Source organism: Sulfurovum iocasae (assembly GCF_047716765.1).
Classification (GTDB): Bacteria; Campylobacterota; Campylobacteria; order Campylobacterales; family Sulfurovaceae; genus Sulfurovum.
The window spans coordinates 567,311-593,057 of the sequence record NZ_CP180410.1; the positions used below are offsets into that span (position 1 = coordinate 567,311).

16 protein-coding genes, 1 pseudogene and 2 riboswitches are annotated in these 25,747 nt (G+C 38.1%); of the genes and pseudogenes, 6 read left to right on the forward strand and 11 right to left on the reverse strand.

The genetic code is table 11. From position 1 onward, the window contains the following. The first annotated feature begins 104 nt into the window (after positions 1–104). Positions 105–1,913: an ATP-dependent DNA helicase RecG gene (recG, locus tag ACLHDG_RS02840; RefSeq protein WP_415407480.1), complete on the forward strand. Its 1,809-nt coding sequence runs from the start codon at positions 105–107 to the stop codon at positions 1,911–1,913. 36 nt (positions 1,914–1,949) lie between these two features. Continuing rightward, positions 1,950–3,189, forward strand: a pseudogene (locus ACLHDG_RS02845) (IS256 family transposase). An 84-nt stretch (positions 3,190–3,273) separates the two neighbouring features. On the opposite strand, the gene hpf reads toward ACLHDG_RS02845, so the two are convergent. The 5 genes from hpf to ACLHDG_RS02870 all read right to left on the reverse strand — a co-directional run bounded on the left by hpf (position 3,274) and on the right by ACLHDG_RS02870 (position 11,724). Further along, positions 3,274–3,807, reverse strand: coding sequence for a ribosome hibernation-promoting factor, HPF/YfiA family (gene hpf, locus ACLHDG_RS02850; RefSeq protein ID WP_415407481.1), 534 nt, complete (start codon positions 3,805–3,807; stop codon positions 3,274–3,276). A 218-nt stretch (positions 3,808–4,025) separates the two neighbouring features. Then, on the reverse strand, positions 4,026–4,565 hold the full coding sequence (locus ACLHDG_RS02855) for a type II secretion system protein (protein ID WP_415407482.1): 540 nt from the start codon (positions 4,563–4,565) through the stop codon (positions 4,026–4,028). Continuing rightward, complete coding sequence (locus tag ACLHDG_RS02860) at positions 4,562–5,521, reverse strand: type II secretion system protein (protein WP_415407483.1); 960 nt, start codon at positions 5,519–5,521, stop codon at positions 4,562–4,564. The genes ACLHDG_RS02855 and ACLHDG_RS02860 overlap by 4 nt, the downstream gene beginning before the upstream one ends. Positions 5,522–5,542: 21 nt before the next feature. Then, the gene (locus ACLHDG_RS02865) at positions 5,543–6,331 is read right to left on the reverse strand and encodes a type II secretion system protein (RefSeq protein ID WP_415407484.1); all 789 of its coding nucleotides are present in this window, start codon (positions 6,329–6,331) and stop codon (positions 5,543–5,545) included. Beyond that, positions 6,331–11,724 carry a cadherin-like domain-containing protein gene (locus ACLHDG_RS02870; RefSeq protein ID WP_415407485.1) on the reverse strand — a complete coding sequence of 1,798 codons (5,394 nt, stop codon included), beginning with the start codon at positions 11,722–11,724 and terminating at the stop codon, positions 6,331–6,333. Before ACLHDG_RS02870 ends, ACLHDG_RS02865 begins: the two co-directional genes overlap by 1 nt. A gap of 223 nt (positions 11,725–11,947) precedes the next feature. Further along, a riboswitch (cyclic di-GMP riboswitch) is annotated at positions 11,948–12,022 on the reverse strand. Between the two features lie 98 nt (positions 12,023–12,120). Here ACLHDG_RS02870 and ACLHDG_RS02875 point away from each other — a divergent pair. From ACLHDG_RS02875 to lon, 3 genes are all read left to right on the forward strand, one after another. Next, positions 12,121–12,792 (forward strand): prepilin-type N-terminal cleavage/methylation domain-containing protein, encoded by a 672-nt coding sequence (locus ACLHDG_RS02875; RefSeq protein ID WP_415407486.1) that lies wholly within the window; start codon positions 12,121–12,123, stop codon positions 12,790–12,792. 112 nt (positions 12,793–12,904) lie between these two features. Continuing rightward, positions 12,905–13,552 carry an outer membrane protein assembly factor BamD gene (locus ACLHDG_RS02880; protein ID WP_415407487.1) on the forward strand — a complete coding sequence of 216 codons (648 nt, stop codon included), beginning with the start codon at positions 12,905–12,907 and terminating at the stop codon, positions 13,550–13,552. 216 nt (positions 13,553–13,768) lie between these two features. After that, on the forward strand, positions 13,769–16,189 hold the full coding sequence (gene lon, locus ACLHDG_RS02885) for an endopeptidase La (protein ID WP_415407488.1): 2,421 nt from the start codon (positions 13,769–13,771) through the stop codon (positions 16,187–16,189). A 60-nt stretch (positions 16,190–16,249) separates the two neighbouring features. Here lon and ACLHDG_RS02890 read toward each other — a convergent pair whose 3' ends face one another. The 6 genes from ACLHDG_RS02890 to ACLHDG_RS02915 all read right to left on the reverse strand — a co-directional run bounded on the left by ACLHDG_RS02890 (position 16,250) and on the right by ACLHDG_RS02915 (position 24,221). Next, entirely contained in the window at positions 16,250–16,621 is a 372-nt protein-coding gene (locus tag ACLHDG_RS02890) for a response regulator (protein WP_415407489.1), read from the reverse strand. 5 nt (positions 16,622–16,626) lie between these two features. Beyond that, on the reverse strand, positions 16,627–19,764 hold the full coding sequence (locus ACLHDG_RS02895; RefSeq protein WP_415407490.1) for an ATP-binding protein: 3,138 nt from the start codon (positions 19,762–19,764) through the stop codon (positions 16,627–16,629). Positions 19,765–19,777: 13 nt separating this feature from the next. Further along, positions 19,778–21,205, reverse strand: coding sequence for a hypothetical protein (locus ACLHDG_RS02900; RefSeq protein ID WP_415407491.1), 1,428 nt, complete (start codon positions 21,203–21,205; stop codon positions 19,778–19,780). 18 nt (positions 21,206–21,223) lie between these two features. Next, complete coding sequence (locus ACLHDG_RS02905; RefSeq protein WP_415407492.1) at positions 21,224–21,670, reverse strand: PAS domain-containing protein; 447 nt, start codon at positions 21,668–21,670, stop codon at positions 21,224–21,226. A 44-nt stretch (positions 21,671–21,714) separates the two neighbouring features. Then, a riboswitch (cyclic di-GMP riboswitch) is annotated at positions 21,715–21,789 on the reverse strand. Positions 21,790–21,945: 156 nt separating this feature from the next. Then, the gene (gene uvrC, locus ACLHDG_RS02910; RefSeq protein WP_415407493.1) at positions 21,946–23,736 is read right to left on the reverse strand and encodes an excinuclease ABC subunit UvrC; all 1,791 of its coding nucleotides are present in this window, start codon (positions 23,734–23,736) and stop codon (positions 21,946–21,948) included. Next, entirely contained in the window at positions 23,724–24,221 is a 498-nt protein-coding gene (locus tag ACLHDG_RS02915) for a hypothetical protein (protein ID WP_415407494.1), read from the reverse strand. Before ACLHDG_RS02915 ends, uvrC begins: the two co-directional genes overlap by 13 nt. Before the next feature lie 69 nt (positions 24,222–24,290). Here ACLHDG_RS02915 and nadB point away from each other — a divergent pair, with 69 nt between their 5' ends. Next, positions 24,291–25,739, forward strand: a complete 1,449-nt coding sequence (gene nadB / locus ACLHDG_RS02920; RefSeq protein WP_415407495.1) for an L-aspartate oxidase — start codon at positions 24,291–24,293, stop codon at positions 25,737–25,739. Positions 25,740–25,747: the final 8 nt, after the last annotated feature.

Sequence of the window (25,747 nt, forward strand, 5' to 3'; positions counted from 1 at the left end):
ATTGCATATTTCTTAGCTGTGAGCTAAAAAATATGACAATATGACATTTTTTTTCTTCTCTTTTTAAAACTTTTGTATAATATTTAAAACAAAAGGAGTAGGAGATGGAAGAAGCCAAACAACTGTTTAAAAAACTCAAGATCCACTCACTGCTTGACCTTACACTTATTATTCCTGTATCTTACAATGACACGACACTCTCAACTTCACTGGAGTTAGGTAAAGTCCATACACTTGAAGCAAAAGTAACAGATAGTAGTATTTATTCTGGTAAGCTCCGTGTGACTTTTAACCTTACTCAGTCTGGAAGACGACTTTCTTCTACTTTTTTTCGTGTGACTCCCTACCATCATAAGCTTTTTGAGGTGGGTTCAAGTCATGTGATACAAGGGAAACTTGAAGAGTACAAAGGCTATTTGCAAATGTCGCAGCCAAAGTCTATTAAGCAAATAGGCATGATAACCCCTAAGTATAAAACTGTACTCAAAGAGAGTGAGATCGCTTCTCTTATAGAGTGTTACGTAACAGAGAAGAATCTTTATAATGAGGGATTAGACTCTAAAGAAGTAGCAACGCTCATGCGAGTACACTTTCTGAAGAGTATGGAAGATGTCTATGAAAATGGTGGATTTAAAAGTGAGATCATTGAAGTATTTAAGTTTATAGAAGCTTTTAATCATCTTAAAAAACTTCGTGGAAAGAGAGCAGACTTTCCTGCACTTAGAGCATTTACCGGAGAGATCCAACCTTTTATAAAAAGCTTACCTTTTACTTTGACGCCTGAACAGACAGCTGTTATCGCTCAGATACAAGAAGATGTTGCAAGAGAAGATAAAGCAGCTAAACGTATGGTAGTGGGAGATGTGGGTTCTGGTAAAACAATGGTCATACTTGCTTCCGTGATGATGGCGTTACCCCATAAAAGTATCTTGATGGCACCTACTTCACTACTCGCTTTGCAACTCTATGAAGAGGCATGTAAACATTTACCTAAAGAGGTGAAAGTAGCGTTGGTGATGCAGGGTAAAGATGAAGGGGACTACACAGATGCTGATTTTATCATAGGGACGCATGCACTACTCTATAAAGAAAATTTGCCACAAGCTTCACTTGTGATGGTAGATGAACAACATCGTTTTGGCACCAAACAGCGACAGAGTCTGGAAGCATTAGTCAGTGAGGATGAAAAAAAACCTCATTTTATACAGTTCTCAGCCACACCTATACCAAGAACGCAGGCGATGATGGAGTCTGAATTGCTTGATGTAAGTCTCATCACCACTACGCCTTTTGAGCGAGAGGTGTTGACCCAAACCATAGGTAAACAAGATTTTCCCAACCTGTTAACACATATCAAAGATGAGATAGCACAGGAGCATCAAGTACTAATCATCTACCCTTTGGTAGAAGAGAGTACAGAAGTACCTTATCAGTCTTTGGAAGAGAGTCGAGGCTTTTGGGAAAACAAATTTGATAATGTCTATGTCACACATGGTAAAGATAAACAAAAAGAAGAAGTCTTACTTGAGTTTAGAGAAAAGGGAAATATACTTTTGGCTACCACGGTTGTTGAAGTAGGTATCTCTCTGCCTAGACTAACGCTTATAGTCATTGTAGGGGCAGAAAGACTGGGACTTGCAACCCTGCATCAACTTAGAGGAAGAGTAGGGCGTAATGGATTAAAGAGCTGGTGTTATCTTTATAGTAACAGCCATGAAAACTTTAGACTAGAACAGTTTACTCAAACAACCAATGGTTTTGACATTGCAAAACTTGACTTGAAATTTCGTGACAGTGGTGATATCTTGGACGGTACCATTCAAAGTGGTCAAAAGTTTAAGTGGTTAGATATGGGAGAAGATGAAGAGGTGGTTGCTAGGGCTAAAAATAGATTGGGGAGTGTAGCGGGGTGATTCGGAGTGTTAGAAATTTCGTGTCAGTCTGATAAAATACTATCAAGGACTGACAATGAAAGAAGAATACGAATTTGATTTCGATGAAATACTCGATGAATTTAGAAGTGGTAAAAGACTCACCGGTAAAGGAGGTCTCTTAGCTCCACTGATCAAACAACTCACAGAAGCTGCACTTGAAGCAGAAATAGAATCTCATATTGCAGATGATGTTCTCTCGGGACGAAAGAACAGACGTAACGGTTCTAATAGAAAAACCATTAAGGGTACCAGTGATGGTACTTTTGAACTTGAAACTCCAAGAGATCGTAGCGGTACCTTTGAACCCCAGATCGTTAAAAAACACCAAACTACTATATCTGATGAGATAGAAGAGAAGATCCTTTCCATGTACGGCTTAGGAATGAGTTACAGAGATATCTCTTCACATATTGAAGAGATATACCAGGTATCTATCTCAACTGCTACAATCAGCCTTATTACGGATAAGATCATCTCCAAAGTCAAAGAGTGGCAGGCAAGACCATTAGAGGCAATGTATCCCTTTGTATGGCTTGATGCTATACATTATAAAATAAAGGAAGATGGAAGATATGTATCTAAAGCTGTCTATACAATACTGGGTGTAAATCTGGAAGGAAGAAAAGAGGTACTGGGACTTTATATCTCTGAGAATGAAGGAGCCAACTTCTGGCTACAGGTACTTACCGATCTACATAACAGAGGTATTGAAGATATTCTTATTGCCAGTGTAGATGGTCTTAATGGTTTTCCTGAAGCAATAAAGACTATCTTTCCCGATACAGAAGTTCAACTCTGTATCGTTCATCAGATAAGAAACTCACTCAAATATGTGGCTTCAAAGAATCAAAAAGAGTTTATGAAGGATCTGAAACTGGTCTACAAAGCCGTCTCCAAAGAATCAGCTGAACTTGAACTTGACAGACTGGAAGAAAAATGGGGCAGTATGTATCCTATCGTCATCCAGTCCTGGAGAAATAAGTGGGAGAACCTCTCTTATTATTTCAAGTATCCAGCAGAGATCAGAAAGATCATCTATACGACAAATATTATTGAATCGGTACATCGCCAGTTCAGAAAACTGACCAAAACCAAAGGGGCTTTCCCTAATGAAAACAGCCTTATGAAATTACTTTATATGGGTATTCAGAATGCATCCAAAAAATGGACTATGCCAGTTTGGAATTGGTCTTTGACTATTTCTCAACTGGCTATCTTCTTTGAAGGGAGATTAGATAAATATCTAGAGGTGTAACTTATGTTACTAATTGTGGCTGACACGGAATTTTAAACGCTCTCGGTGATTCTCGGGACAAGCCCGAGAATGAGAGAGGAAATTTTAATATAGTCCAAATTTCCCATCAGCTCTTTTGTACATGACTCTCATCAAGCCTTCTTCGTCATTAAATACGATGAATTGTCTTTTCTTTTCTGCTTTGAGTGCTTCTATAGCTTCATCAAAATAAAGTGGCTTATGAAGTTCCAGTTCCATTGGTACGATTTCTATCTCTTCGGTGTCTAACTCAGCTACCGCTTCTGCCTCTACCCCCAAGTCTTTGAAACTCATGATTTTATGACCTTTGATCTTGTCAGCGTGTCTTCTAAGTGATTTTTTAACTCTCTCTATAGCTATATCAATGGCACCATACACATCTTTATCTACTTGAGTGATAACGATGGTGTTTTTATCTTTAAGATTAACAATGAATTCTACAGTAAATCCCTTTTTTCCTTGCTTTTCATTTGCTGCGATGATAGTACTTGCTGAGATAATATCTAAATGATATTTGTTCAGTCCCTCAACTGCTGCATCTGCATAACTCTTAATCGTCTCAGTAAGTTCAAAATGTCTTCCTGTAATACTTTTATTCATGATAAATCCTTTAGTTATAAGATACGGATATCGTGATATCCATACTTAATTGTAACTTAAGAAGCTTAATGAAGGGTAAATGGGGAAGGATTTTAAAGAGGCACAAGTGCCGAGAGCTCACTGCTGAAGTGTGCCTAGTGCAAAGGGTAGGAAAGATGTGCTTTGCTCATTTTCCGTTCTATAATGATAGGCTTAATGAAGGGTAAATGACTGATAGATCAAAGTTTTTGAAGCGTTCTTCTGTGATAGGTTATCTGATGTACTGCAGTAGGCTGATCGGGATCTTGATATCTTACATAAACATCAATGATCATATTGGGACCTTGAAGTGAAGTGAGGTCTTGGGCATTTAAGATAGTGCAAGTACCCGATGCAGGAAAACCATTTGCTATATATTGTATATCAGTTGTGACTGTGTACCCACCATTGTCCACATTTCCACCTGCCGGATTTGCTTGACCTATCTGAAGTGTGTTTATAGTTCCTTGAACCCTGGTGACACAGTTTCCAAGAGTAGCTCTATCATGCCCCATTACTGATAGTAGTGCAAGTTCAGTGTAACTTTTAGCCAAAAGTCTTGCTTGTTCATTACGATACTGCATGGTTGTCTCTTTAATGACTTTACCTGTGGTATTTAATATAAGAGAGGTTACTGTTGCCATTAAGACGATGACGAATATAGCAGTGATGAGAGAAAAACCCTCCCTGTGAGTACGCATTTTATGTTGAAGATTGTGTAGTATAGTGCTGTAAATCATCTTATAATAGCCTTCTCTTTACATATGGTTACATTTTTAGTTCCCGCAATGTTTTGTTGTGCACATAGTTTAAGTCTCACTGTTCCACCGCTCTCACTAAATTTAAATACACTGACATTGCGTAACAGAGTAGCATATGGTGCCCCTGTATACTCTTCCCCCTGCCAAGGTTGATAGTTATAATAAAGCCTTAATTCATAAAGAGTGGTGTTTGGTATCAATACAGGAACAACAGCATAAGCACTCCAGGCAAGTTTGTAGTGTTCATAAATGGTTTTTGTTCTACCTGTATGTGCAGCATCAGTAAAATTAAGTATATCCGCTGCCCCGGCATTGACTGTTCCGCTTACGGCCAAGATACACGAAGTATCGTTTGTAGCATAGTCAAGTCCCATACAACCTGCTCCATAAGAGCTGGTAGTATTGCCGTCACGGTATTCGTCAGCATTAAAAAAGATGGCAGGACGGTCACCACCACCTCCTGTAAGGGAGACTGTAGCATCAGACAAGTTCCCTATGATGGTAGAGGCACTTCCCAAGTTCGAACCAGGTGTGGCAAATGCTGCTCTACTGTTACCTGGGTCTATCACATCTGCATATCCACTCCATCCTGGTGTTAATGTGGCAGAAAAACTGTCATCATCATAGCTTATCCACTCTAGTGCAGTGTGTATATCATCACCATTAGAAGAGATACTGCTCACTGTGATGAAGTCGTATGGAGCAGCTGGCCTTCTTGCTACGGTTGTTTTGTCTATACGGAATGTGAGCCTGTTGACAAGTTGCATGGCTGCCAATTCTGTGGAAAGAGAAACACGATGCAGGGCTCGCTGTAAAATGTAACTCTCATAGGTTTTTACGATGAGAGAAGAACCTATAGATGCGACGATACCTAAAATGACAATGACGAATACAACTTCGATCATAGTAAAAGCGGGTTTTTTATGCTTATGCATATGCATGATCCTATTCATAGTTTAATAATCTTGTTGGGTAGGTATGTAAGTACCCAAGTTACAAGAGAATGCTGAAAGAGTAATAGATTTATTGAGATCTGATACAGTTGATGCGGTAGTGAGATTTACAGTGATAAGTTTTATATTACTGCTTTGTCCTCCACCCACTGTTACATTGTAAAAAGGGTTACTGAATGTGACAGTTGTTGCACTGTAATCATTGGCAGATGCACTGCCGTCTACGCTGCGTGGTACATCATCGCCATAGGCAACAGTGGTACGTATGGATATTTGTCTGTCTATGTAGTCCCCGTCTGCTGTCTCTATGTCTTCAGCATTTGCTGTACCTTCCAAATAGACAGAAAGGTTATAGTCATTACCATTAAAATCATCTATATCATCAAGGTCTCCACCATCAGCTTGCAAGGCAGTTGAAGCCGGTATGGTAACTGATGGATCAGCAAAATAGTATGTGATTCTCGAGGCATTACCATCCATACCTACCCTCTTTGTGCCCGCAGTGAAGTTTCTTAACACACTATTTCCTGCAGCAGCATAAGTGGTTGTGAGTATGGCACCTTGACTCTGGTTTGCATCAACTTCATCCCATGTACGTGTGAGGATGAGCCCCATTTGTGAAGCAGCTGCAGAGATAGACTCTTGTTGAAGTGCAACGTAACCACTTTTGGTAGCTTGACTCATTAGCAGTGGTGCCGAGAGTAGGGTGATGCCTATGATGACAATTGCAAAAATAAGCTCTATCATCGCTATAGCATCTCTCATAGGTACAGTAGTTGATTTTCTATACATTACCACGATATCCTTTTGTTGGCTTTATCTTTAGGAAGTGTATTAAGTACATTTCCTGTTTTCCCAACACCTGCCCAGTTTCCATCGCTTGTAAATATCACATTATATATGATGGTGTTTCCATTATATCTAAGCCATGTATCCACTGTTGCTTCTACTACATCTGTTTCAGGTCTGTTAATTCCTGAATAATTTACTTTCAGATCCGCACGACGTCCGCTGTTGAACTGATATGGTCCTCCACTTGGTGCGATATTACCTGCTCCGGTTTTAATCCCGATAGTAGTAATCTGTCCATCTCCCGGATCATGGGCATTTGCACTATACCAGGCAACCTCATTCGCAACAGAAGGATAAGCAACAGTATCTAAACCCATAGTTGCACAAAATGCAGGGTTTATAGCATCAAAACAATATATTTGTATAAGAAGGGAAGTAAGTACAAAGTCTTCTTTAATATCGTCATATGTATTCTGACCCGGTACAGTTCTGGCATAGTAAAATCTTCTCATCTCCCCGCTAATGTTACCGTCTGGTACAAAGTTTGTACTCATATTTGCATTTGAAGAAGCATTAGGTGAGATTGCTGTAAGTTGAGTGATATTCACCTCTACAGGGTTCATTGGTACATTTTGTGGTTTGGCAAAGTTGTAGTAAAGGTCTATATTTGCACTGCCGTTGAGATCATCAGTAAAGTTAAGAGCATCATAGGTAAGATTTACATCATCTAAGGCAGCTGGGTTTGTTGTTCCAGTAATATCATTCAATACTTGTTGAAAACTTATATTTATATCGTTTATATCGTTCACTGCAGCTGGTAACGTTGTTTTATTCACATCCAGTATAATATCCTGAGCAGCACAACCTGTAACAAAGTTATTCAATGGTGTTCCATTAAATCCTTGTGCGGTTATTTTTCCTGTAAAACCTATGGACATAGCTAGGTCATCATTGAGATCACTGAAATAAACAATACCATCAGTACTGCTGCCTGCAGGTCTACGTATGAACTGTAGATCCAGATCAAATTGATAAGGATTGAACGTCAAGTCAATATCCTGATAATCATTGTTGGCTATGAGGCTGGAGTCGATCGTACAGCCTAGTTTGGTATCTGCTCCTCCTGAAGCATTGTTACCCAGTATACAGTCATTACAGTAAGCAGGAGCAGCGGTAGCTGCATCTACCCGACAATTGTTGTCAAATATTGTTTTATATGGGTTTTGGCTAGCCTGGTCAACCTTGGTCCAACTGTTATCTTCTATCCATAAAGCATAGTTTCCTACATTGTTATGAGAGAGTGTGTAGGTATCAAGAATACCATTGGTAAATTTAACATTCAGGGTACTGTGATTTTGGTCTTGACATGTTGAAGACCCGGTAAATTGTAATACTGCGATATCTTCATATTCATTGGGTGAAGGGAGAGTGCTCAGTGTGGCAGTGGAAAAGTTTTCACCATAATAACCATTAGAGGTACTCCCATTAGACTTAGTACATTGCCCTGTGAGATTATAGTCATATTCAGCGGCTAATGATTGGGTAGTCATACTGCTATTATTTTGAGTAACCTCTAAAGGTGAAGCGGCCTCTCCGTCTGCACCGATGTCACTAAGTGAGATCCTGTAACTTTCAGGCCTGATGGCAAAGTTGTCTCTTGAGCATATAGGTTTGGCAAAATTATTTCTAAGACAATTATAGCAGGCGGAACTACCTGCTACACCATAGACACCACAGTCGTCAGCACATATCATTGCTGTATCAAGTGCTGCATAGTTGTCGTCATAGATTATTTTAAATTTATCTCCCTCAGTTCTATTGTTCATGTGAGGTATGATGGTGTTGTTCGCATCTGTAAGTATCCACATTCTAAATACAGTATTTTTAACTGCACGGGTATTAGAGAAATCATTTATTCTGACATATTCTCTACTTTCATTGTTGAAGTGCACAAATGTACTGTTTCCAAATCCACCAAGTATGATGCTTGGTTCCGGGTTTGAACATTTTAAGAATGAAGTATTGTCATCAAAGGCTTCTGCATCTATGAGCTCCACATCTACAGTCATGTCATTAACAATAGATTCAACAGTAAACCGGTTGTTCGCATCCCTCGTATAAGCAGCCACAGAGTAGTCAAAGTCTTGTCCTGCTATCTGTGTATAGAGTGAATATTGTTCTGTATCATTAGATGGTGCAGTAGAAAAGTCTCGCTCTACATTAAACTCCAGCCAGTCTGGATTGTAGACAGCTGACTGTTCACATTGTTGTAGTGGCAAGATCTGGGTTATGGGACCAGAGCCATAGTCTATGGTCGTATTTAACTCTATAGTAAAATCAGCTGCAAATTTAGACCCGTTCACATCTATTACATCATAGTTGAACTTGGCATAGTATCTCTCATATGGCCCTATTGTACCACCTATAAGGGCATTTCTATCTTTACCAATGGCTATCTCTGGTCTTGCCTGTGAAGAGTTATTTGTTACCACAGTCGGCAGTAGTGTATTGGCATTACTTAGAGAATAGTATGCGTCAGTTGGGTCAAATGAGACTAGTCCCTCTCGTTGTCTCATATCTATACCTACAGCTGAAAGTTCCAGATCGACATCACTCTCTAGACTTTTGATAGCTGCAGTGATACTAAGTCTTTCACCCTTTTTAAAAGTGGCATTTATATCCAACCCTTGGGAAGGGATAGTGTATTCATCTCTTTTAATAACATAGTCATAACATACATTTGGTTTGTATAGTTCTGCAGAGAATGCAAGCATACTAGGGGTGATATAGTCATTATCTGAATAGAGCTTGATAAAGACATTACTCATATCAGGATTAGCATTTCTGTACGGTGTCATAATAGATGTTACATCAAAGTTATCAATGTCAACACCATCATTATTAACCTGCAGATTGTTGCTGTGCCCAGCTATATTATCACGCTTTACACCATCTAGGATAGCATCAAAGATATTGTTTGGATTGGTGGCACCCGGCATATCCAGCCATCCACTATCACTCAAATTACTGATCTTCATGTAGTCTGAAGCTGTGTTGGAAGGTGTTCTACCATAACGATACTCTCCCTCTCCGGAAAATACTGCCATTTGTGCATTAACATCCTCATCCACATCTGTAGGCAGTTTAAATCCACTTATCTCTATAGGATCATTGCTTTCATCTATAGATACAAAACCGTTATAGATAGAGATGTTTCTTAGCTTTCCATCTGCATTCTCATTGTATATTACTACAAGTGACCATCCGCCAAAGACTCCCGGAGAAGCTTCCCTACCTTCTCCCGTGGTTAGGTTGGCTACCGTAAAGGTGTGTTTGCCATGACTGAGATTTCCTGCTTGCAGCACAGATGTTACATCTGCAAATGCAGCATATGTGGTACCCTCGCTACTATCATATGTAAATACATTTGATGCCTGGATATCATTGTAGTTAGATGTATCGATTTTAAGTTTTATCCTGTTGGCATCTGTATTTTCGAGATCTGGATCGTAGCTAGAATCTTTACCGATCTCAGAAAAATTATAAGCGTTGCCATCTACTACACCAAAGTGTATAGGATAGTCATTATCTGTACTGATACGGCCTTGCCAGAAGAGACCAGCCCATTTTACTCTCTGTCCTCTATCTCTATCGAAAGTATCCGGAAAGTCGATATAAGAAGAGGTGGAGTTCCAAGTGCTTGAATCCCCGTCGATATCTATATATTTACTGATCCTTCTGTTGCTTGTTTCATATTCCATTCCTGCATCTTGGCATGTACCGCCATACGTACTATAATGGTCCGTCAGACACATTACTGTGTTACCAGCGATATTATAGTTACCTACCAGGTTTCTGGTAAAAGGTGGGTTTATGAGTTCAAAAGCATGTTCGCTGCTCTCAGTATAGTTTGTATCATTTGAGACAGTGATGGTTACTGTGGCAGTATCACTATCAGCTATTATATCTGTAGCAGTGTATGTAAATGTATCTGTACCTGTAAATCCAGCATCAGATCTATATTCAAAATCACCAAACCTTGTAATGGTAAGTGTACCATTCGTAGGGTTTGTATTGCTGGTCACAGAGAGAGCTACACCAGTATCATTGGTCAGCACATTGCCACTTAACGCTGTATCTGTAAAAACACTATAGCTATCATTGACAGCATTGACTGCATCTGGATTGATAATATCTATAGTAACCGTAGCTGTATCAGTGTGACCATTCGTATCTGTTATGGTGTATGTAAAAGTGTCATTCCCACTATATCCAGAGTTTGGAGTATAGATAAAGTTGCCATTGGTTTGAAAAGTTACTGCACCATGGGAAGGGTTTGTATTGCTTGTCACAGAGAGACCTGCACCGCTATCGTTGGTCAGTACATTTTCACTTATGGCATTATTTATCAGTGTAGTATAGATATCATCGGTAGCATCGGCTACTAAAGGAGGAGAGAAGTTTACATCAAGCTTGTATTCAATGTTAGTGTGTGTACCACTCACATAATAGACATAGACATAGAACTCTCCGGGACCATTAAACGTTAATTGTGATGAACTTAAGCCATCCAGTGTTAGTGGACATCCGTTTTGACTGACACTGAATTTAGCCTGATTTTGATCGACATCATACAAAAGAATATCAACTATTCCGGCTCTATCGACGGTAAATTTATAGGCACGACTCATGGCAGTAGCATCTGGACCAACATTCCAGTCAGAATTATTATAGTTTGAGCTGTTGGTGTATGAAGTGTGGGTTGCGGTTAGGTCATCTGAGTCTCTGAGTGTAGCACAAGATGGAGGTACAGTATATTCAACTTGTAGTAGTGCTGCATCACTTACACTTTCATTGATTGAATCTGCCCTGCGCCTACAGCTACTATCTGTACATCCAGCTCCAGGTTCTATGAAGATAACAAGGTCATCTCCCGCATAACCAGGACGATCGACGATCTCTTGAACAATAGAACTGATCTCACTGGTATTGTGATAGCTGCCGTCTGTCCAAGCTGCGGGATTCCAGTTTACTTTTGCAGTTGTAGCTCTTGCATTGATACGTGACGAAAGTTCGTAGTTGTCTCCTCCAAATGCACTGGCATCATCAGATAGTTCACCGGAAATAACAAGAGAGGCAGCTCCACTGTCATCTGCATCTGCACGAAAACGAATTTTTGCACTGGTGATGATCGCTCCTTGCGGAATATCAACATTATTAAATCTTAGACCAATAATCTGCAAATTTCTACCATCATAAGTGTCATAAGCCATTTCAAGATCAGAACTACTACGAGACATACTTCCATCTGAAATACTCTCCTCGGCATCATTATCTCCATAATCTAGAGTATAATTAACGGCATTGACTACAGAAGAACTTGCCACGAGCATGACAAGCATAGAAAAGATAATGCGTCTCCAATGTCTTTGTTGTGAATGTTTATTTAAATTTTGAAATGCAGAAGTTTTTTTACTAAAAGAAACGGAAATAACAATAAATTAAAAACAGTAGTCAAATTCTTCATGATAATACCTTTTAATTACTCAAAAAAATAGAACTGAGTGAAATTTGTATCTACATTTGAAAATGATAGCATAAGCTTACGGCTTACGATTTGGTAGCTCGGCTATCTACTGGAGACCCGTGGCTTTCCGTCCTTACTTCGCAGTAAGTTTGGCTTTTCATTATGTAATACTTAACTTAAGAATACCATACCTAAGATAAAATAGATATAAAATTACAATTATTTATGATACAATTTAGAAAAATTCATTAAGGTGTGATAAATGACAAATCTTAAAAAACCTGCATTTACTATGATAGAATTGGTAATGGTGATCGTAGTGCTTGGGATTTTAGCTGTATTGGCAATGCCCAGACTTGACAGAGATTTACGTCAAGAGGCAGGAGACAACATACTTTCAGCCATACGATATACACAACATATGGCACTAATGGATGATGTAACCAATCCCAACGACAACGAATGGCAAAAAGCATTTTGGCGTTTTGGTTTTGAAGGATGTAGTGATAATGGGATCTTTTATTATATCGGTTCAGATAAAGATACACAAGGAAGTATAGATGCTGGTGAAGAGGCTATAGATCCATCAAACGGACTCTCTGTGATGGGGTTAAATAACCAACCTTGCGAAACTGATATCTCTGGTCATCCAAATGTATCACCCAATATTTTCATTACCAAAAAACATAGTATTTCTGATGGAAATGTTGCATGGAGTGGAGGTTGTACGGGTGCATCTGATTATATAGGTTTTGATCATTTAGGTAGGCCTCACAGAGGCTATACCGGATCAACAGCACCAGATTATTCTTCCATAATAACAAGTGATTGTAACCTTACACTGACTTTTGATGCTTCAGATATTAGCCCATTGATCATTACCATTGAAAAGCAAACAGGACATGCATTTATAGTTGGACAGCCCGACTCATAAGTGCGTTTCACGAACAGGATGTAAGATTTTCATTGAATCTGCTCAAACCTAATACGCTTTTTACATACTTTGAGCTATTATATTAGTTATTACATTTATGATGAGGTAAGATATGAATTTGAAGAAGAGTATTTTAGCAGGAATGGCTTTGGTGTTTTTGCTTGCAGGCTGTATGAATAAAGATGACGTAACAGAGTTCAACAAGCCGGCACTTTACTGGTATAAGCAGATAGGAAGCAGTATCAGCAGTGGGAACATGGATAAGGCTGATGAGTATTACATCTCTTTGAAAAGTGAACATATGCGTTCGCCACTTATGCCAACAGCCATCATGATGCTTGCACATGCACATATGAATGATGAAAAGTACCTTTTGGCAAATTATTATCTTGATGAATATAATAAACGTTATGGAGAATATGGGAGTCGTGAATATACAGACTTTATGAAACTCAAAGCATCATTTCTTGGGGTAAAAGATGTGTATAAAGACCAAAAGCTTATCATGGACAGTATAAGCAATGCAAACAAATACCTCTTGCGATACCCAGGTTCATCCTATGCACCGCTTGTGAACACTATACTCATAAGACTGCATATGAGCCAGTATTTGCTCAATGAAAATATAGCTGCACTTTACGAACGTACAGGCAAGCCTGAAGGTGCAAAGATATATAGAGAAAAAAATAGTGGTTCTGTTGTTGGAATGACTGATATTACACCACCTGAACAAGGGGTTATCGGTATGGTCTTTGACTAGAAAATTAACAGTTAACAAGTAAAAACCAGGTAACTTTATATGTCATCCTCGTGCTTGCACCCCAAGGGTATTTCCGATGGGCACATGGGGATCTAGAATTTAAACAGAAGAGAAGACCAAAGTGATATTACATATTAAGTTTCAGATCTCCGTGTCAAACACGAAGATAAGAACACAATTAATCAAACAAAAAATAAATATATTTTAGGAGACACCATGCAACTCAGTGATTATGATGCATTTCCCAACACCTTGCCTATCGTAGTAGAAGATGAACTTTTTCTCTATCCTTTTATGATAAGCCCTATTTTTTTAACCAATCAAAAAGATATAGATGCCGCGACAGATGCAATGGAAAACAACTCTTTACTTTTTGTAACCGCTTCTATGGCAGGTAAAGAAGGAAGTCGCGATTTTGATGCCATGTATAAAGTAGGGGTTGTAGGTTCCATCATGCGAAAAGTGCACATCCCTGATGGTAGAGTAAAGATACTGTTTCAGGGACTTGCACGTGGAAAAATCTTAGTCCCTCAAGAGGGTGATTTTAACCGCGCCACCATAGATATAGTTAAACTCGATAGTTTTAATCAGCTAAAAGTAGATGCTTTGATGGGCATTTTGCGAGACAAGATAAAAACACTCTCCACTTTAAGCAGTCATTTCCCTGCAGACCTTGTACGTACCATAGAAGAAAATGATGAGCCACATCGTATAGCTGACCTTGTTTCCTCGATGTTGAAACTGGATAAAGAAGTAGCCTATGCCCTTTATATAGAACCAAATATAGAAAAAAGATTGCTTGGGCTTGTGGATGTCGTTACTTCTGAGATTGAGTCAGCCAAAGTACAAAGAGAGATACGTACAAAAGTACATACCAAAATAGAACAGACCAACAAAGAGTATTTTTTAAAAGAACAGCTCAAAGAGATACAGCAAGAGTTGGGTATGGATACGCAACGTGAAGAGGAGATCGCTACTTTCAGAGAAAAGGTAGAAGCACTTAAGCCGCATATGCAGGAAGATGCATTTAAAGAGATAAGCAAACAGTTAGACCGTTTTGCACGTATGCATCCGGAGAGTGGCGAAGCGCATGTTGTGCAAAGTTATTTGGAGTGGGTACTTGAACTTCCTTTTGGAAAGTTAAGTAAAAAAAGTTTATCTGTACATGATGTCTCCAGTGAACTTGACAAAGACCACTACTCTTTAGAGAAACCCAAAGAACGTATAGTAGAGTTTTTCTCAGTAAGAGAACTTGCAATGCTTAGAGGAATTAAGCAAAAAGAGACAGGAGGGGTCATCTTATGTTTTGCTGGACCTCCCGGTGTTGGTAAAACCTCTCTTGCAAACTCCATCGCTACTGCACTTGGACGACCTCTTGTACGGATGGCACTGGGTGGTCTTGAAGATGTGAATGAACTTAGAGGACATAGAAGAACCTATGTTGGCGCTATGCCGGGAAGAGTGGTTCAGGGGCTTATAGAAGCTAAAAGTATGGACCCTGTCATTGTACTCGATGAGATAGACAAAGTGGGGCGCAGCATGAGAGGCGACCCGACTGCCGCATTGCTGGAGATACTTGACCCTGAACAAAACAGTAAATATCGTGATTATTATCTGAATTTCAATATTGATCTCAGTAAAGCGATCTTCATTGCTACAGCAAATGACGTGGGACGCATACCGGCACCATTGCGTGACAGGATGGAGTTTATAGGATTGAATTCCTATACCCCTAAAGAGAAGTTTGAAATAGCCAAACGTTATCTTATTCCTCAAGAGCTTAAAAAACATGCTTTGAAACGTAGAGAGTTTTCTATTAGTGATAAAGCGTTAAAAATATTGATAGATGAATACACCAGAGAAGCAGGTGTGAGAAATCTACGTCGTAGAATTGCTTCGCTAATGAGAAAAGGTGCTAGAAAACTTTTAGAAAACAGGACAAAAGATAAAGTAAGTATTACTAAAGATAATTTAGAAAAATTTACGGATAAAAAAGTATTTGAAATTTCTTTAGTTGATACTAAACCGCAAGTAGGGGTTGTCTCTGGGCTTGCATGGACCGCGGTAGGTGGAGATGTACTCACGATAGAGGCCATTAAAATTAAAGGTAAAGGTGCATTACAACTGACGGGAAGCCTTGGTGATGTTATGAAAGAGTCTGTGCGAATCGCACACTCTGTAGTAAAGATACTGATAGATGAAAAAAAGTTAGCTATCTCTCCTTTGACCATACCACATACTTTAAAAGAGAGAGAAGATCATATAACAATAGACCCAAGTGAGGTCTATAAGCGTTATGATCTCCATATTCATGTTCCTGAGGGTGCAACACCTAAAGATGGGCCAAGTGCAGGGATTGCCATGGTAAGTGCTATAGCGTCTATTTTGAGTGCTAAAAAAATAGACAATAGAGTAGCTATGACAGGTGAAGTAACGTTGACAGGGAAAGTGCTTCCTATTGGTGGATTGAAAGAGAAACTCATTGCTGCCTATAAAGCAGGTGTATCTAAAGCGCTCATTCCTATGAAAAATTATGAGCGGGACTTAGATGATATACCAAATGAAGTAAAAAATAATATTAGAATAATCGGAGTTTCAACTATCGATGAAGTTTTAAAAGAGGTGTTTGTAAAATAAATAAGAAGAATTTCTGGTTCCCAACCTATGTTTGAGAACTAGAAATTTTAGCATTATGATCTATGCTTGAGACCATTGTGCAATTTTAGCAAAGAGTATCTCTTCTTTGACGGGCTTTCTCAAAAAGTCATTTGCGCCGTTATCAAATACTTCAGTTTTTCTTGTGTCATCTGTTGAGAGTACAATCACAGGAATATGACCGTTTGCCATATCTGATCTAAAGATCTTTAAAAATTCTATCCCATCAACGATCGGCATCATAATGTCTAATAAAATAAGATTAATATCAGGATCTTTTTTCATTTTATCCAGAGCATCTGAACCATTTTCTGCTTCTATCATATCTGTTACATCGGGATTCTTTTTTAAAAGAGTGTGTAATAACTTTCTGTTGATGAAATCATCATCAACGATCAATACTTTTAATGCCATTTATTTTATCCTCTGTACTTTTTAATAAGATCTTCAATCTCTTCTTTGGAACTTCCCGAAGTGATTATAGCTAGATTGTTATTGGACTGACTGATATCTTCTGTAATGAGGTCTGCATCACTGAAGAGTATATCATACCCACCTGATGAGAGTTCACTTTCAAGTAAATCTACATTATCTAATGTTTTATGGTCGTACCCTAGGTTCTTAATTACTTTGGTTAAGACTCTGCCCTCTAAAAGAAACTTTTTAGCGATCAATATCTTTTTCTCTGTAGATGTATCCATAGTAAGTTCATCTAAAAGGATTGGTTCATCTTTCACTGTATTAACTTTAGATATAGACTCTTCCTGAATATCTTTGGAGACTTGATCTTTTACTTTTACGGATACCATCTTTGCTTTGGCTGATAAGAACTTATTCAAGATATAAAGCAATTCACTTGTTTCAATCGGTTTGGTAATATACTCATCCATACCCTCTCCAAGGAATCTTTCCCTGTCTCCTTTAAGTGCATTTGCTGTCAAGGCAACGATAGGAATATGTGGTACTTCTTCGTCTTCTTCATAGTCAAGTATTTCATGTGTAGCTTCTATACCATCCATTACCGGCATTTGAATATCCATAAAAAGAAGATCATACTCTTTATTTCTGCGTTTTTCAAAACATTCAAGGCCATTATTCGCCAGATCAACCGTAATACCATGTTCTTCTAAAATACGTTTGATAAGTTTTTGGTTAATGATATTGTCTTCAGTGACCAGGACTTTCGCATCAAATTTTGTTGCTTGTGACGGTAGAGCTTCATCTAGAAGCTGAGGTACCGTACTTGCACTTTTGCTTAGTATGTTTTTAAGTTTGGTAAGGGTAACAGGTTTGAAAATTACATTATCCTGATCAATACCCATCTCTTCGATCTTATTCCGACTGGTTACATTTGCTAAAACGATAAGTTTTGATCTGTCAATATTGGCAACAGCAGATAAGATGTTTTGTTTTGCTTTATCTATATCGATCCAATAACTCTTACATACATCATTGTCATTTAAGTCTTTGAGCTCACCTACAGATTCAAAATGTTTTACTGTAGTACCAAAATACTCAAAGTATGTTTCTAAGTAGTTATCCAGTTTTGTTGGGATCTCTTGTTCATATTTACCGATAGTCATATCAGTGAATGCCTGTGTATAGTTCGTTTCAGCTGATGTTACTTCTTCAAGTGGTATGTCGAAATAGAATGTTGTACCATGATCTTTTGCACTTTCAAGTTCAAGATGACCACCCATAAGCTCAACAAATTGACTGGAAATAGTCAGTCCAAGACCTGTACCACCGTATTTTCTGGTAACAGAAACATCTGCTTGAGAAAATGCATCAAAGATACGTGATTGTTGGTCTTTTGTCATACCTATACCGTTATCCTGAACAGAAAACTTGATACTAGGATGTGGGCTATCTACATTTTGTATCTTTTGGATATCAAGATTAATGGTTCCGCCATAACTTGTGAACTTAATAGCATTACTAAGAAGATTAATGATGATCTCTTTTATCTTGGTTGGATCACCTTTGAGTTTGTTACTGATCGTTGGATCCATATAAAAGTTAAGATCAATATTTTTCTCAGCTGCACTAACTGCATACGTTTCAACAGCACTTTCAAACTCTTCAGCTGCATCAAATACGATATTTTCAATCTCAATTTTGTTACTCTCGATCTTTGAAAGGTCAAGAATGTTGTTGATAATACTTAGAAGATTTTCTGAACTTTTATCAATAATGGAAAGAAACTCTTTTTGTTCTGAATCAAGATCAGTACTTCTTAGTATCTCTGTAAATCCAACAATACCATTGAGTGGAGTACGAATTTCATGTGACATATTTGCCAAGAAGAGTGATTTTGCTTCATTGGCTTGAAGTGCTGTTAATTTATCTTCTTTTGCTGTATCTACCAGTGTTTCTAGGAATCTATAGGCTTCTTTTGTTCCTTCATGTGTGTCCAGTTCAATGTTTTCAATATGTGCAGTATCTGAACTAAGATATTGATCACTGCTTTTCATGTCATCCACGGCTTTGTTCAGAACATCTTCAAGTTCTTTAATATTTCGTGTAATATCTCGTGTAGTTGTGTATCCCAGATATGCCAAGATAAAACTCAACAACCAGATAGCTGTAGCTATCGCAAGAAGGAAAAGTTGTTTTTGGAGGTAAATATCACTTTTTTTCCATAAAGCATTTGAAACAACCAGTTCTGCTTTAGCGAAGAGTGATATTTTTTGTGTTTGAAGTGCAAACCAGTCCATAGCTTCTTCTGCGTAGTCACCATTATCAACATCTGTTTGAATAGCAGATGAAGTCTCTGCGAGTTCAGTCAGCATTTCTTGCGCTTTAGGGTTAGTAAGAATTTGTTCTAATTGTTGACGTAGTTGTATATTTGTAACCTGTTTGATATCAAAAACATTTGCTTTTGTCTTAAACTCATCCCAAAGTGCGATCTCATCAAATGACATAGAGGCTTTTTTTGTCATATAGTATGAGATAAACCCTCTTTCCAAACCAGCATTCTCTTTTACAGTATAGAGTTGAGAGAGTGTTGATACAAGTGAAGATATCTCTGTATCAAGTGCGAAGTTGTTAACTTGTAAAAGGTTATCAAGAATTGGGGTAGATATCTTTTTTGTATATCCGTCAAAAAATATCTTTTTGAAATCTTCATCAAGTGTATCTGCCCCTTTTCTAATACTTGGAAGTGTTCCAATATTTGTTAAGAGTGTTTGATATTTACTTTTATCCAGATACGTACTCTCACCCAGTATTTGAAGAAGAAGAGGGATATAACTTGTATCTTTGGTCACCAAACTTGTTTTCAGTGTCTGTAGGGCTTTATCTGTATTTTTTCGCTGTTTGGCCAGTGAGCCTGAAAACTCTTTGAGATCACTGCCCATGTAAAGAGCAGATAAACCACGCTCTTTACCAATTTGAGTCAGAGAATTACTAAGGTTGGCATTGTTACTTAGTGAAGTTTTTAATGCATTTGCTTTTTCAAAGTTTAAATATGAAGTTATAAAGAAATAACTTGATAATAATACAAGAAGTAAAATTGGTACCAGCCCAATCAGTTTAAGTCTATTACGGATAGTCATCGTTTATTTCCTTTTATTTTGATGTAATATTAATTTGAGTTTCCAAAGACAAAAAATGTCCCCAGTAGTGCTTTATCAACTCTTTCAGCTTACTGCTGTCTTCACAAAACTGTATCTCATAAAGCGTATCAGAAAGTGGATTGATGCGAAGATTACTTGATGTCCCTTTGAGTAAGTGACCAATTTTTTGGATAGTATCGAGATCACCCTTTTCATAGGCTTCTAACATTTTTTTGGTCTCAGTATGTGCCTGATCTATAAAGTCATGAACAAACTCTTCAATAAGTTCCGCAGGTAGGCTTAACTCATTGGCAGCTTGTTCCAGTTGGAAATCAAAGTGTATAGGTTTAACATCATCAAGATCGATAGTACCAAAGCTTCCACTTGTTGGTGTAACAGGTTTCTCTTCCGGTACAGATAGAGGTTCTTCTTCAAAAAGATCTATACTCTCGATATCTACAGAATCAATTGCTTCAACTTTTATATCAGAGTCTATTTCCAATATAGATGCAGTCTCTTCTTTGAGTGTTTCTAACTGGGAAGTTGTTAGTCTGCCAAGCGTAGTATAAAAAGATTCTATATGCGTATTTTGACTCTCTGCGGTAGCATTTTCAATTTGTGTTACAATTTCGCTGACAACAGGAAGATGTAACACATTTGAAAGATGAGAGAGTATGCTAATGGCATTAGAGTGCTTCTCTTCTTGGGTACTCCGAAGATCTTCTTCTAAAGAGAGTGCGGTATCAATATATTCATTTAAGAAAGTATTGTAATCTTCCGTTGAAATACCTATGCTTTGACTAATGTTTTTTACATCAATAATAATAGGAGCCTGGATGTCAGCAGCTGTTTCTACTTGTTCATCTTCTGTTATCGTTATTCTATCTATGCCTTCTTCAGGTGTTGTAGGCAGGATGAGGTCAAAAAGTGCATCATCATCTTCTTCTGTAGCACTGCTTTCTTTAGCTTTTTCTTCAAAATCATCTGAAACAGATATCTCATCTTCTAATAAGTCATCAGTGTCTTTGATAGAGATCAGATCATCATCAGGAAGTAATAGTTCTTCCTCTTCAGTTACATCCAAGCCCAAAATCTTCTCAACTAACTCATCTTCTGTGATAGATGATTCTTCATCTTTTTCTGCCAATGCAAATGTTGAACTGCCATCATCTATAGGCATTGATTTTTCAGGAGGTGTCTGAATTTGAACTAAAGTAATGTTTCCTAATATGCCTGAGAGATCAGTGTTCTCTACATCATATGTTTCTTCATTTTGGGCTTTTGTAATAGTGATATTACTCTCTTCTTTTGATGAAGAGAATTTAATGTCTCCCAATGCAATGTCTCTATAAAGATCATCTATATTTTCTACTTCAAGTAAGGCTAACAGGTTAGGGTCAATAGCAATAATTTGATTGTTTTGATTGGTGATATAATACATGATGTGAACAACTCCTTTTTAATTATTTTCTTTCTCTAGTAAATCTTTATAGACAGGTATACTCTCTTCTATTTCAGTCTCTGAAGCAGGTCTTCTTGCTGCTGTGTATCCGGTGATCTCTCCATCAGTCTCAATAGGAGTGATATGTGAATAAACCCAGTAATATCTCCCGTCTTTTCGAAGATTCTTAACAATCCCTGTCCACTCTTTTCCTGCCTGTATGGTGTCCCATACCTCTTGGAAGGCTGCTTTTGGCATATCAGGATGTCTGACAATATTGTGATTTTTTCCTGTAAGTTCACTTTTTGTATAGCCTGCAATTTCACAGAATTTTCTATTGGCATATGTAATGATGCCTTTTAAATCTGTAGAACTTACGATCAAGCCATTTTTAAATTTATGTTCTTCGTCGATTGGATCAGGTCTATTCATAGTATTGTCTTGCCCTTTTGTTTTTTGTATCAAGAAGAAATGTCAGTACGTAGTAAACTGAAAGTAATAAAGTTTACTATGGTAACCTGGCAATCTGCATGAGACCCATGGTTTTCTGTCCTCACTTCACAATGAGTTTAGCCTTTTAAGTGTAAATATTTTAGTTGTCTTATATTCACTATTATGTTAAATAAATTAAGTAAAAGCAAATTTAGATAAAAACCCCACTTCTAAAACTTTAGTACAATTAAACTAAAAATAGAATGAATTAAGAGGTTTTTTAGTAAAAAATATCAAATAAGGTACGATTATGGATTATTATCTTTAATAATATTTGAAATTTTCTTATTTGTAACTCTCTCAATATCTTCTCTGGAAGCACTTTCAATAGCTTCAAATGTTCCAAAGTAATCGATCAGTTTTTTTACAGTAGCTTTACCTATACCCTTTTTATTGAGAAGAGAAACCTGAGTATCTTCTTTACGTTTTTTGTTTTGATGGTAAGTGATAGCATAACGATGTGCTTCATCCCTTTGACGTTGTATCCAGTGTAAACGTTTGTCATTTGGCTTAAGTTCTATGCGTCCATTGACAGTGTAAATGAGATCTTTCGCAGCACCTTTGGCACGATGGGCTTTGGCATCAAGTTTCTCTTTGGCTATGGCGATGACATCAAGGTTTACATTTTCCTCTTTGAGAAGTTGGAGTGCGAGGTTTAGGTTTGCCTGACCTCCATCGAGTATCCAGAGGTCTGGTGCAGGATGTTCTTTAAAGTCTGCTATACGGCGAGAGAGCATCTCTTTCATTTGCCCATACTCATCTCGCTCGTGCAGCGTATAGCGTCTATAGGTGCTTTTATCCCACTTGGCTTCATCCCAAACGACCATACCTCCTACTGTGGCAACACCCATAAGGTGTGAATTGTCAAAAGTCTCAATGCGATAAGGAATGACTGTGAGATCAAAGAGGTCTGCTATCTTTTGCTCCATCACTGTATCACTTTGTTTTGTACGTAACAATTCCTTACAGTTTTGTATTGCCAGAGCGATGAGTTTAGCTTTAGAGCCACGCTGTGGAGTGAGGATTTCTATTTTTTTATCAAAACGTGTGCTGAGTGTTTGGGCTACTTGTTGGCTGTCTTCAAAGGGTTGGGCAGTAAGGATCTGTTTACTCACATTGGGTGTGTCAATGGTATAAAATTCTAACAAAGCTTGTTTATAGGCTTCATTTTCATCAAAGATATGGGTGTGTCTGAAGTAAGAGTAGGCAGAAGAGATGATCTTTCCGTCACGCATAAAAAGTTTGACGATGACTCCTCTTTCGTCTCCATTTTGTATGGCAAAGATATCGAGGTTCATTTGGTTTGCCAGATCAATATTGGAGCTGATCGTGAGTGAAGAGATGGCTTGAATGGTATCTCTCATGCTGCCCGCTTCCTCATAACGTTCCTGCATCGCAAGTGATGTCATCTTCTCTTCCAAAGTGTTGATAAGCTTTTTACGTTTTACTATGGAAGTTTTTGCTTGAGTGACTATTTCTCCATACTCTTCAGGTGTGACTTTCCCTTCACAGGGTGCTAAACATTTTTTGATCTGGTAAAAGAGACAGGCTTTTCCCTCTCTGAGACAAGACTTTTTTTGAACCAGTGGATAGACTTCATAGAGTGCATCAAGCAGAGCCTTCCCTCCTGTAGGAAAAGGACCATAGTATGTGATATCTTTCCCTTTGATCACTTTACGTGTAATCTCAAAACGAGGATATTCCTGTGACTCATCTATATAAATATACGGATAGGTTTTGTCATCACGCAGTAAAATATTATATTTGGGCTTGAGTTGTTTGATGAGAGAGTTTTCGAGTATAAGTGCATCTTCCTCAGTTTCTACGACGATATATTCTAATTTATCTGCTTCAAGAAGCATCTTGATAATACGTGGACTCTGTGTAGGGTTAGGTGTGAATTCCGGTGTAGAACGCCAATAGCTTTTGACACGATTTTTAAGGTTTTTTGCTTTTCCTACATAAAGTAACTTTCCTGTAATATCAAAATACTGGTATACTCCCGCAGAGGAGGGAAGGTTTTGAACTACTGATTGCATTTAATAACTTTTTGTATATCTTCGAATTTTTCTTTGAGCGCTTCATCTTCAGTTTCTATTTTAAAGTCACTATGTGCTCGTTCATGGTAGTAGGGAACGGTTGTAATATCATCTACCACTTTTGCTACAGGATGATACTTGCTGTGAAAGACAACTACCTTGTCAGCTTTCATCATCTCACATTCATTATCCAGGGAACTGAGCTGTGTTAATACACTTTTTAATAAATCTCTATTATAATTAAGTTCCATTTTAAAGCCAGGGTGTGTAACTGCAACAAAAAGGGTTTCGTTTTTGATATAAACAAAAGCGATAGCCTTTTGGTATTTTCCTCCCAGAAGTTTGATATACTTTTGGTAGCATGTCTGCTGCTTTAGAAATCTAAATTGAGGTTGATTGATAAGATGAGACAAAATAGTATGCGCTTTTTTCATGTTTTTATTATAACATCTGTTTGCTGTATCGTTATGAGTGGCTGTGGACATAAAACAAATCCTGTTTATATAGCAGATAATGTTGATAAAAACAGTACTGTGACCAAGTAAGGATAATAAGTGAAAAAATATGACGTTTTAATTATTGGTGCTGGTATTGCCGGGCTCTATGCCGCAATGCAACTCCCCAAAAGTAAAAAAGTTTTAGTAGTCTGTAAAGATATCCCTTGGGAGTGTAACACTTTTTATGCCCAAGGGGGTATGTCCACTGCCTTGAATGAAGCAGATATTTCTGTTCATGTTGAAGATACAATGGCAGCAGGTGCGTATCATAACGATAAAGAAGCGGTAGAGATACTCTCCCGTACTTCACTTGTAACTACGCCTGACATTATAAGTCAAGGTATGGAGTTTGATACGGATGAAGAGGGGAACATCCTCTATACGAAAGAGGCAGCACACTCCACAGAGCGTATCGTGCATGCTGGTGGAGATGCGACGGGCCGTTATATGCACTACTTTATGATGGTACAAAACAAACATCAACTTCAGAAAAATACATTGGTATATGACCTGCTTATAGAAGATGGTCGATGTTATGGTGTGAAAGCCTCTGTGAATTATCGACCAACGACGATCTATGCGGATGATGTGATCATCGCATCCGGTGGGATCGGTTCTCTTTATGCGTACAATACAAACTCAAGAACGATCAGTGCAGATATTCATGGTATTTGTGTTGAAAAAGGTATAGAACTTTCCGATATGGAGTTCATGCAGTTTCACCCAACGGTTTTTGTCGATACCCCTTATGCCAGAAAGTTATTGCTTACTGAAGCACTGAGAGGTGAGGGTGCACATGTAGTGGACGATGATGGAAATCGTTTCTTGTTTGAGTATGACAACAGGGGGGAACTTGCAAGTCGTGACATCGTAGCACGTGGCATCTTTGACTATAAGCGTAAAACAGGTAAAAATGCCTATTTGGACTTTTCTATGTTTGAGGAAAAATGGTTTGAACATCGTTTTCCGAATATTACACGTACGTTTGGTGCTTTGGGTTATTATTTTCCTAAAGACAAAGTTTCTATCTCCCCAGCATTTCATTATGCCAATGGAGGTATAAAATGTGATACCTATGGTTGTATAGAAGGGATGGAAGGTCTTTATGTTATTGGTGAAGCTGCCAGAACAGGTGTACATGGAGCAAACCGTTTGGCATCCAACTCTCTGCTTGAAGGAATGGTCTTTGCCAAACGGGCAGTGGATCATCTTTTGGGTAAAGAACAAATAGTGCTTAAAACACCTGAATTTGAGAAAGATTACGCTAATATTCTGCATAAAGATAATGACAAAACCTATAAACATAAACTGCGTCAAGTGATGTGGGATGATATAGGTATTATCCGTACGACCCAAGGGTTGCATGAAGCAAAGAATCTGATTTATGATATGAAAAACAGAGAGATAGGCAGACTGCTGGAGTTAAGACTTAACACAGCATCCGCCATCGTTGATGCAGCACTTGCAAGAAAAGAGTCTTTAGGCTCACACTATATGGAAAGTTAAAATAGATA

Excerpts from the sequence above, each read along its gene's own strand:
- recG (WP_415407480.1), top strand. The coding sequence starts at position 105 with ATGGAAGAAGCCAAACAACTGTTTAAAAAACTCAAGATCCACTCACTG.
- hpf (WP_415407481.1), bottom strand. The coding sequence starts at position 3,807 with ATGAATAAAAGTATTACAGGAAGACATTTTGAACTTACTGAGACGATT.
- ACLHDG_RS02855 (WP_415407482.1), bottom strand. The coding sequence starts at position 4,565 with ATGATTTACAGCACTATACTACACAATCTTCAACATAAAATGCGTACT.
- ACLHDG_RS02860 (WP_415407483.1), bottom strand. The coding sequence starts at position 5,521 with ATGCATAAGCATAAAAAACCCGCTTTTACTATGATCGAAGTTGTATTC.
- ACLHDG_RS02865 (WP_415407484.1), bottom strand. The coding sequence starts at position 6,331 with ATGTATAGAAAATCAACTACTGTACCTATGAGAGATGCTATAGCGATG.
- ACLHDG_RS02870 (WP_415407485.1), bottom strand. The coding sequence starts at position 11,724 with ATGCTCGTGGCAAGTTCTTCTGTAGTCAATGCCGTTAATTATACTCTA.
- ACLHDG_RS02875 (WP_415407486.1), top strand. The coding sequence starts at position 12,121 with ATGACAAATCTTAAAAAACCTGCATTTACTATGATAGAATTGGTAATG.
- ACLHDG_RS02880 (WP_415407487.1), top strand. The coding sequence starts at position 12,905 with ATGAATTTGAAGAAGAGTATTTTAGCAGGAATGGCTTTGGTGTTTTTG.
- lon (WP_415407488.1), top strand. The coding sequence starts at position 13,769 with ATGCAACTCAGTGATTATGATGCATTTCCCAACACCTTGCCTATCGTA.
- ACLHDG_RS02890 (WP_415407489.1), bottom strand. The coding sequence starts at position 16,621 with ATGGCATTAAAAGTATTGATCGTTGATGATGATTTCATCAACAGAAAG.
- ACLHDG_RS02895 (WP_415407490.1), bottom strand. The coding sequence starts at position 19,764 with ATGACTATCCGTAATAGACTTAAACTGATTGGGCTGGTACCAATTTTA.
- ACLHDG_RS02900 (WP_415407491.1), bottom strand. The coding sequence starts at position 21,205 with ATGTATTATATCACCAATCAAAACAATCAAATTATTGCTATTGACCCT.
- uvrC (WP_415407493.1), bottom strand. The coding sequence starts at position 23,736 with ATGCAATCAGTAGTTCAAAACCTTCCCTCCTCTGCGGGAGTATACCAG.
- ACLHDG_RS02915 (WP_415407494.1), bottom strand. The coding sequence starts at position 24,221 with ATGTCCACAGCCACTCATAACGATACAGCAAACAGATGTTATAATAAA.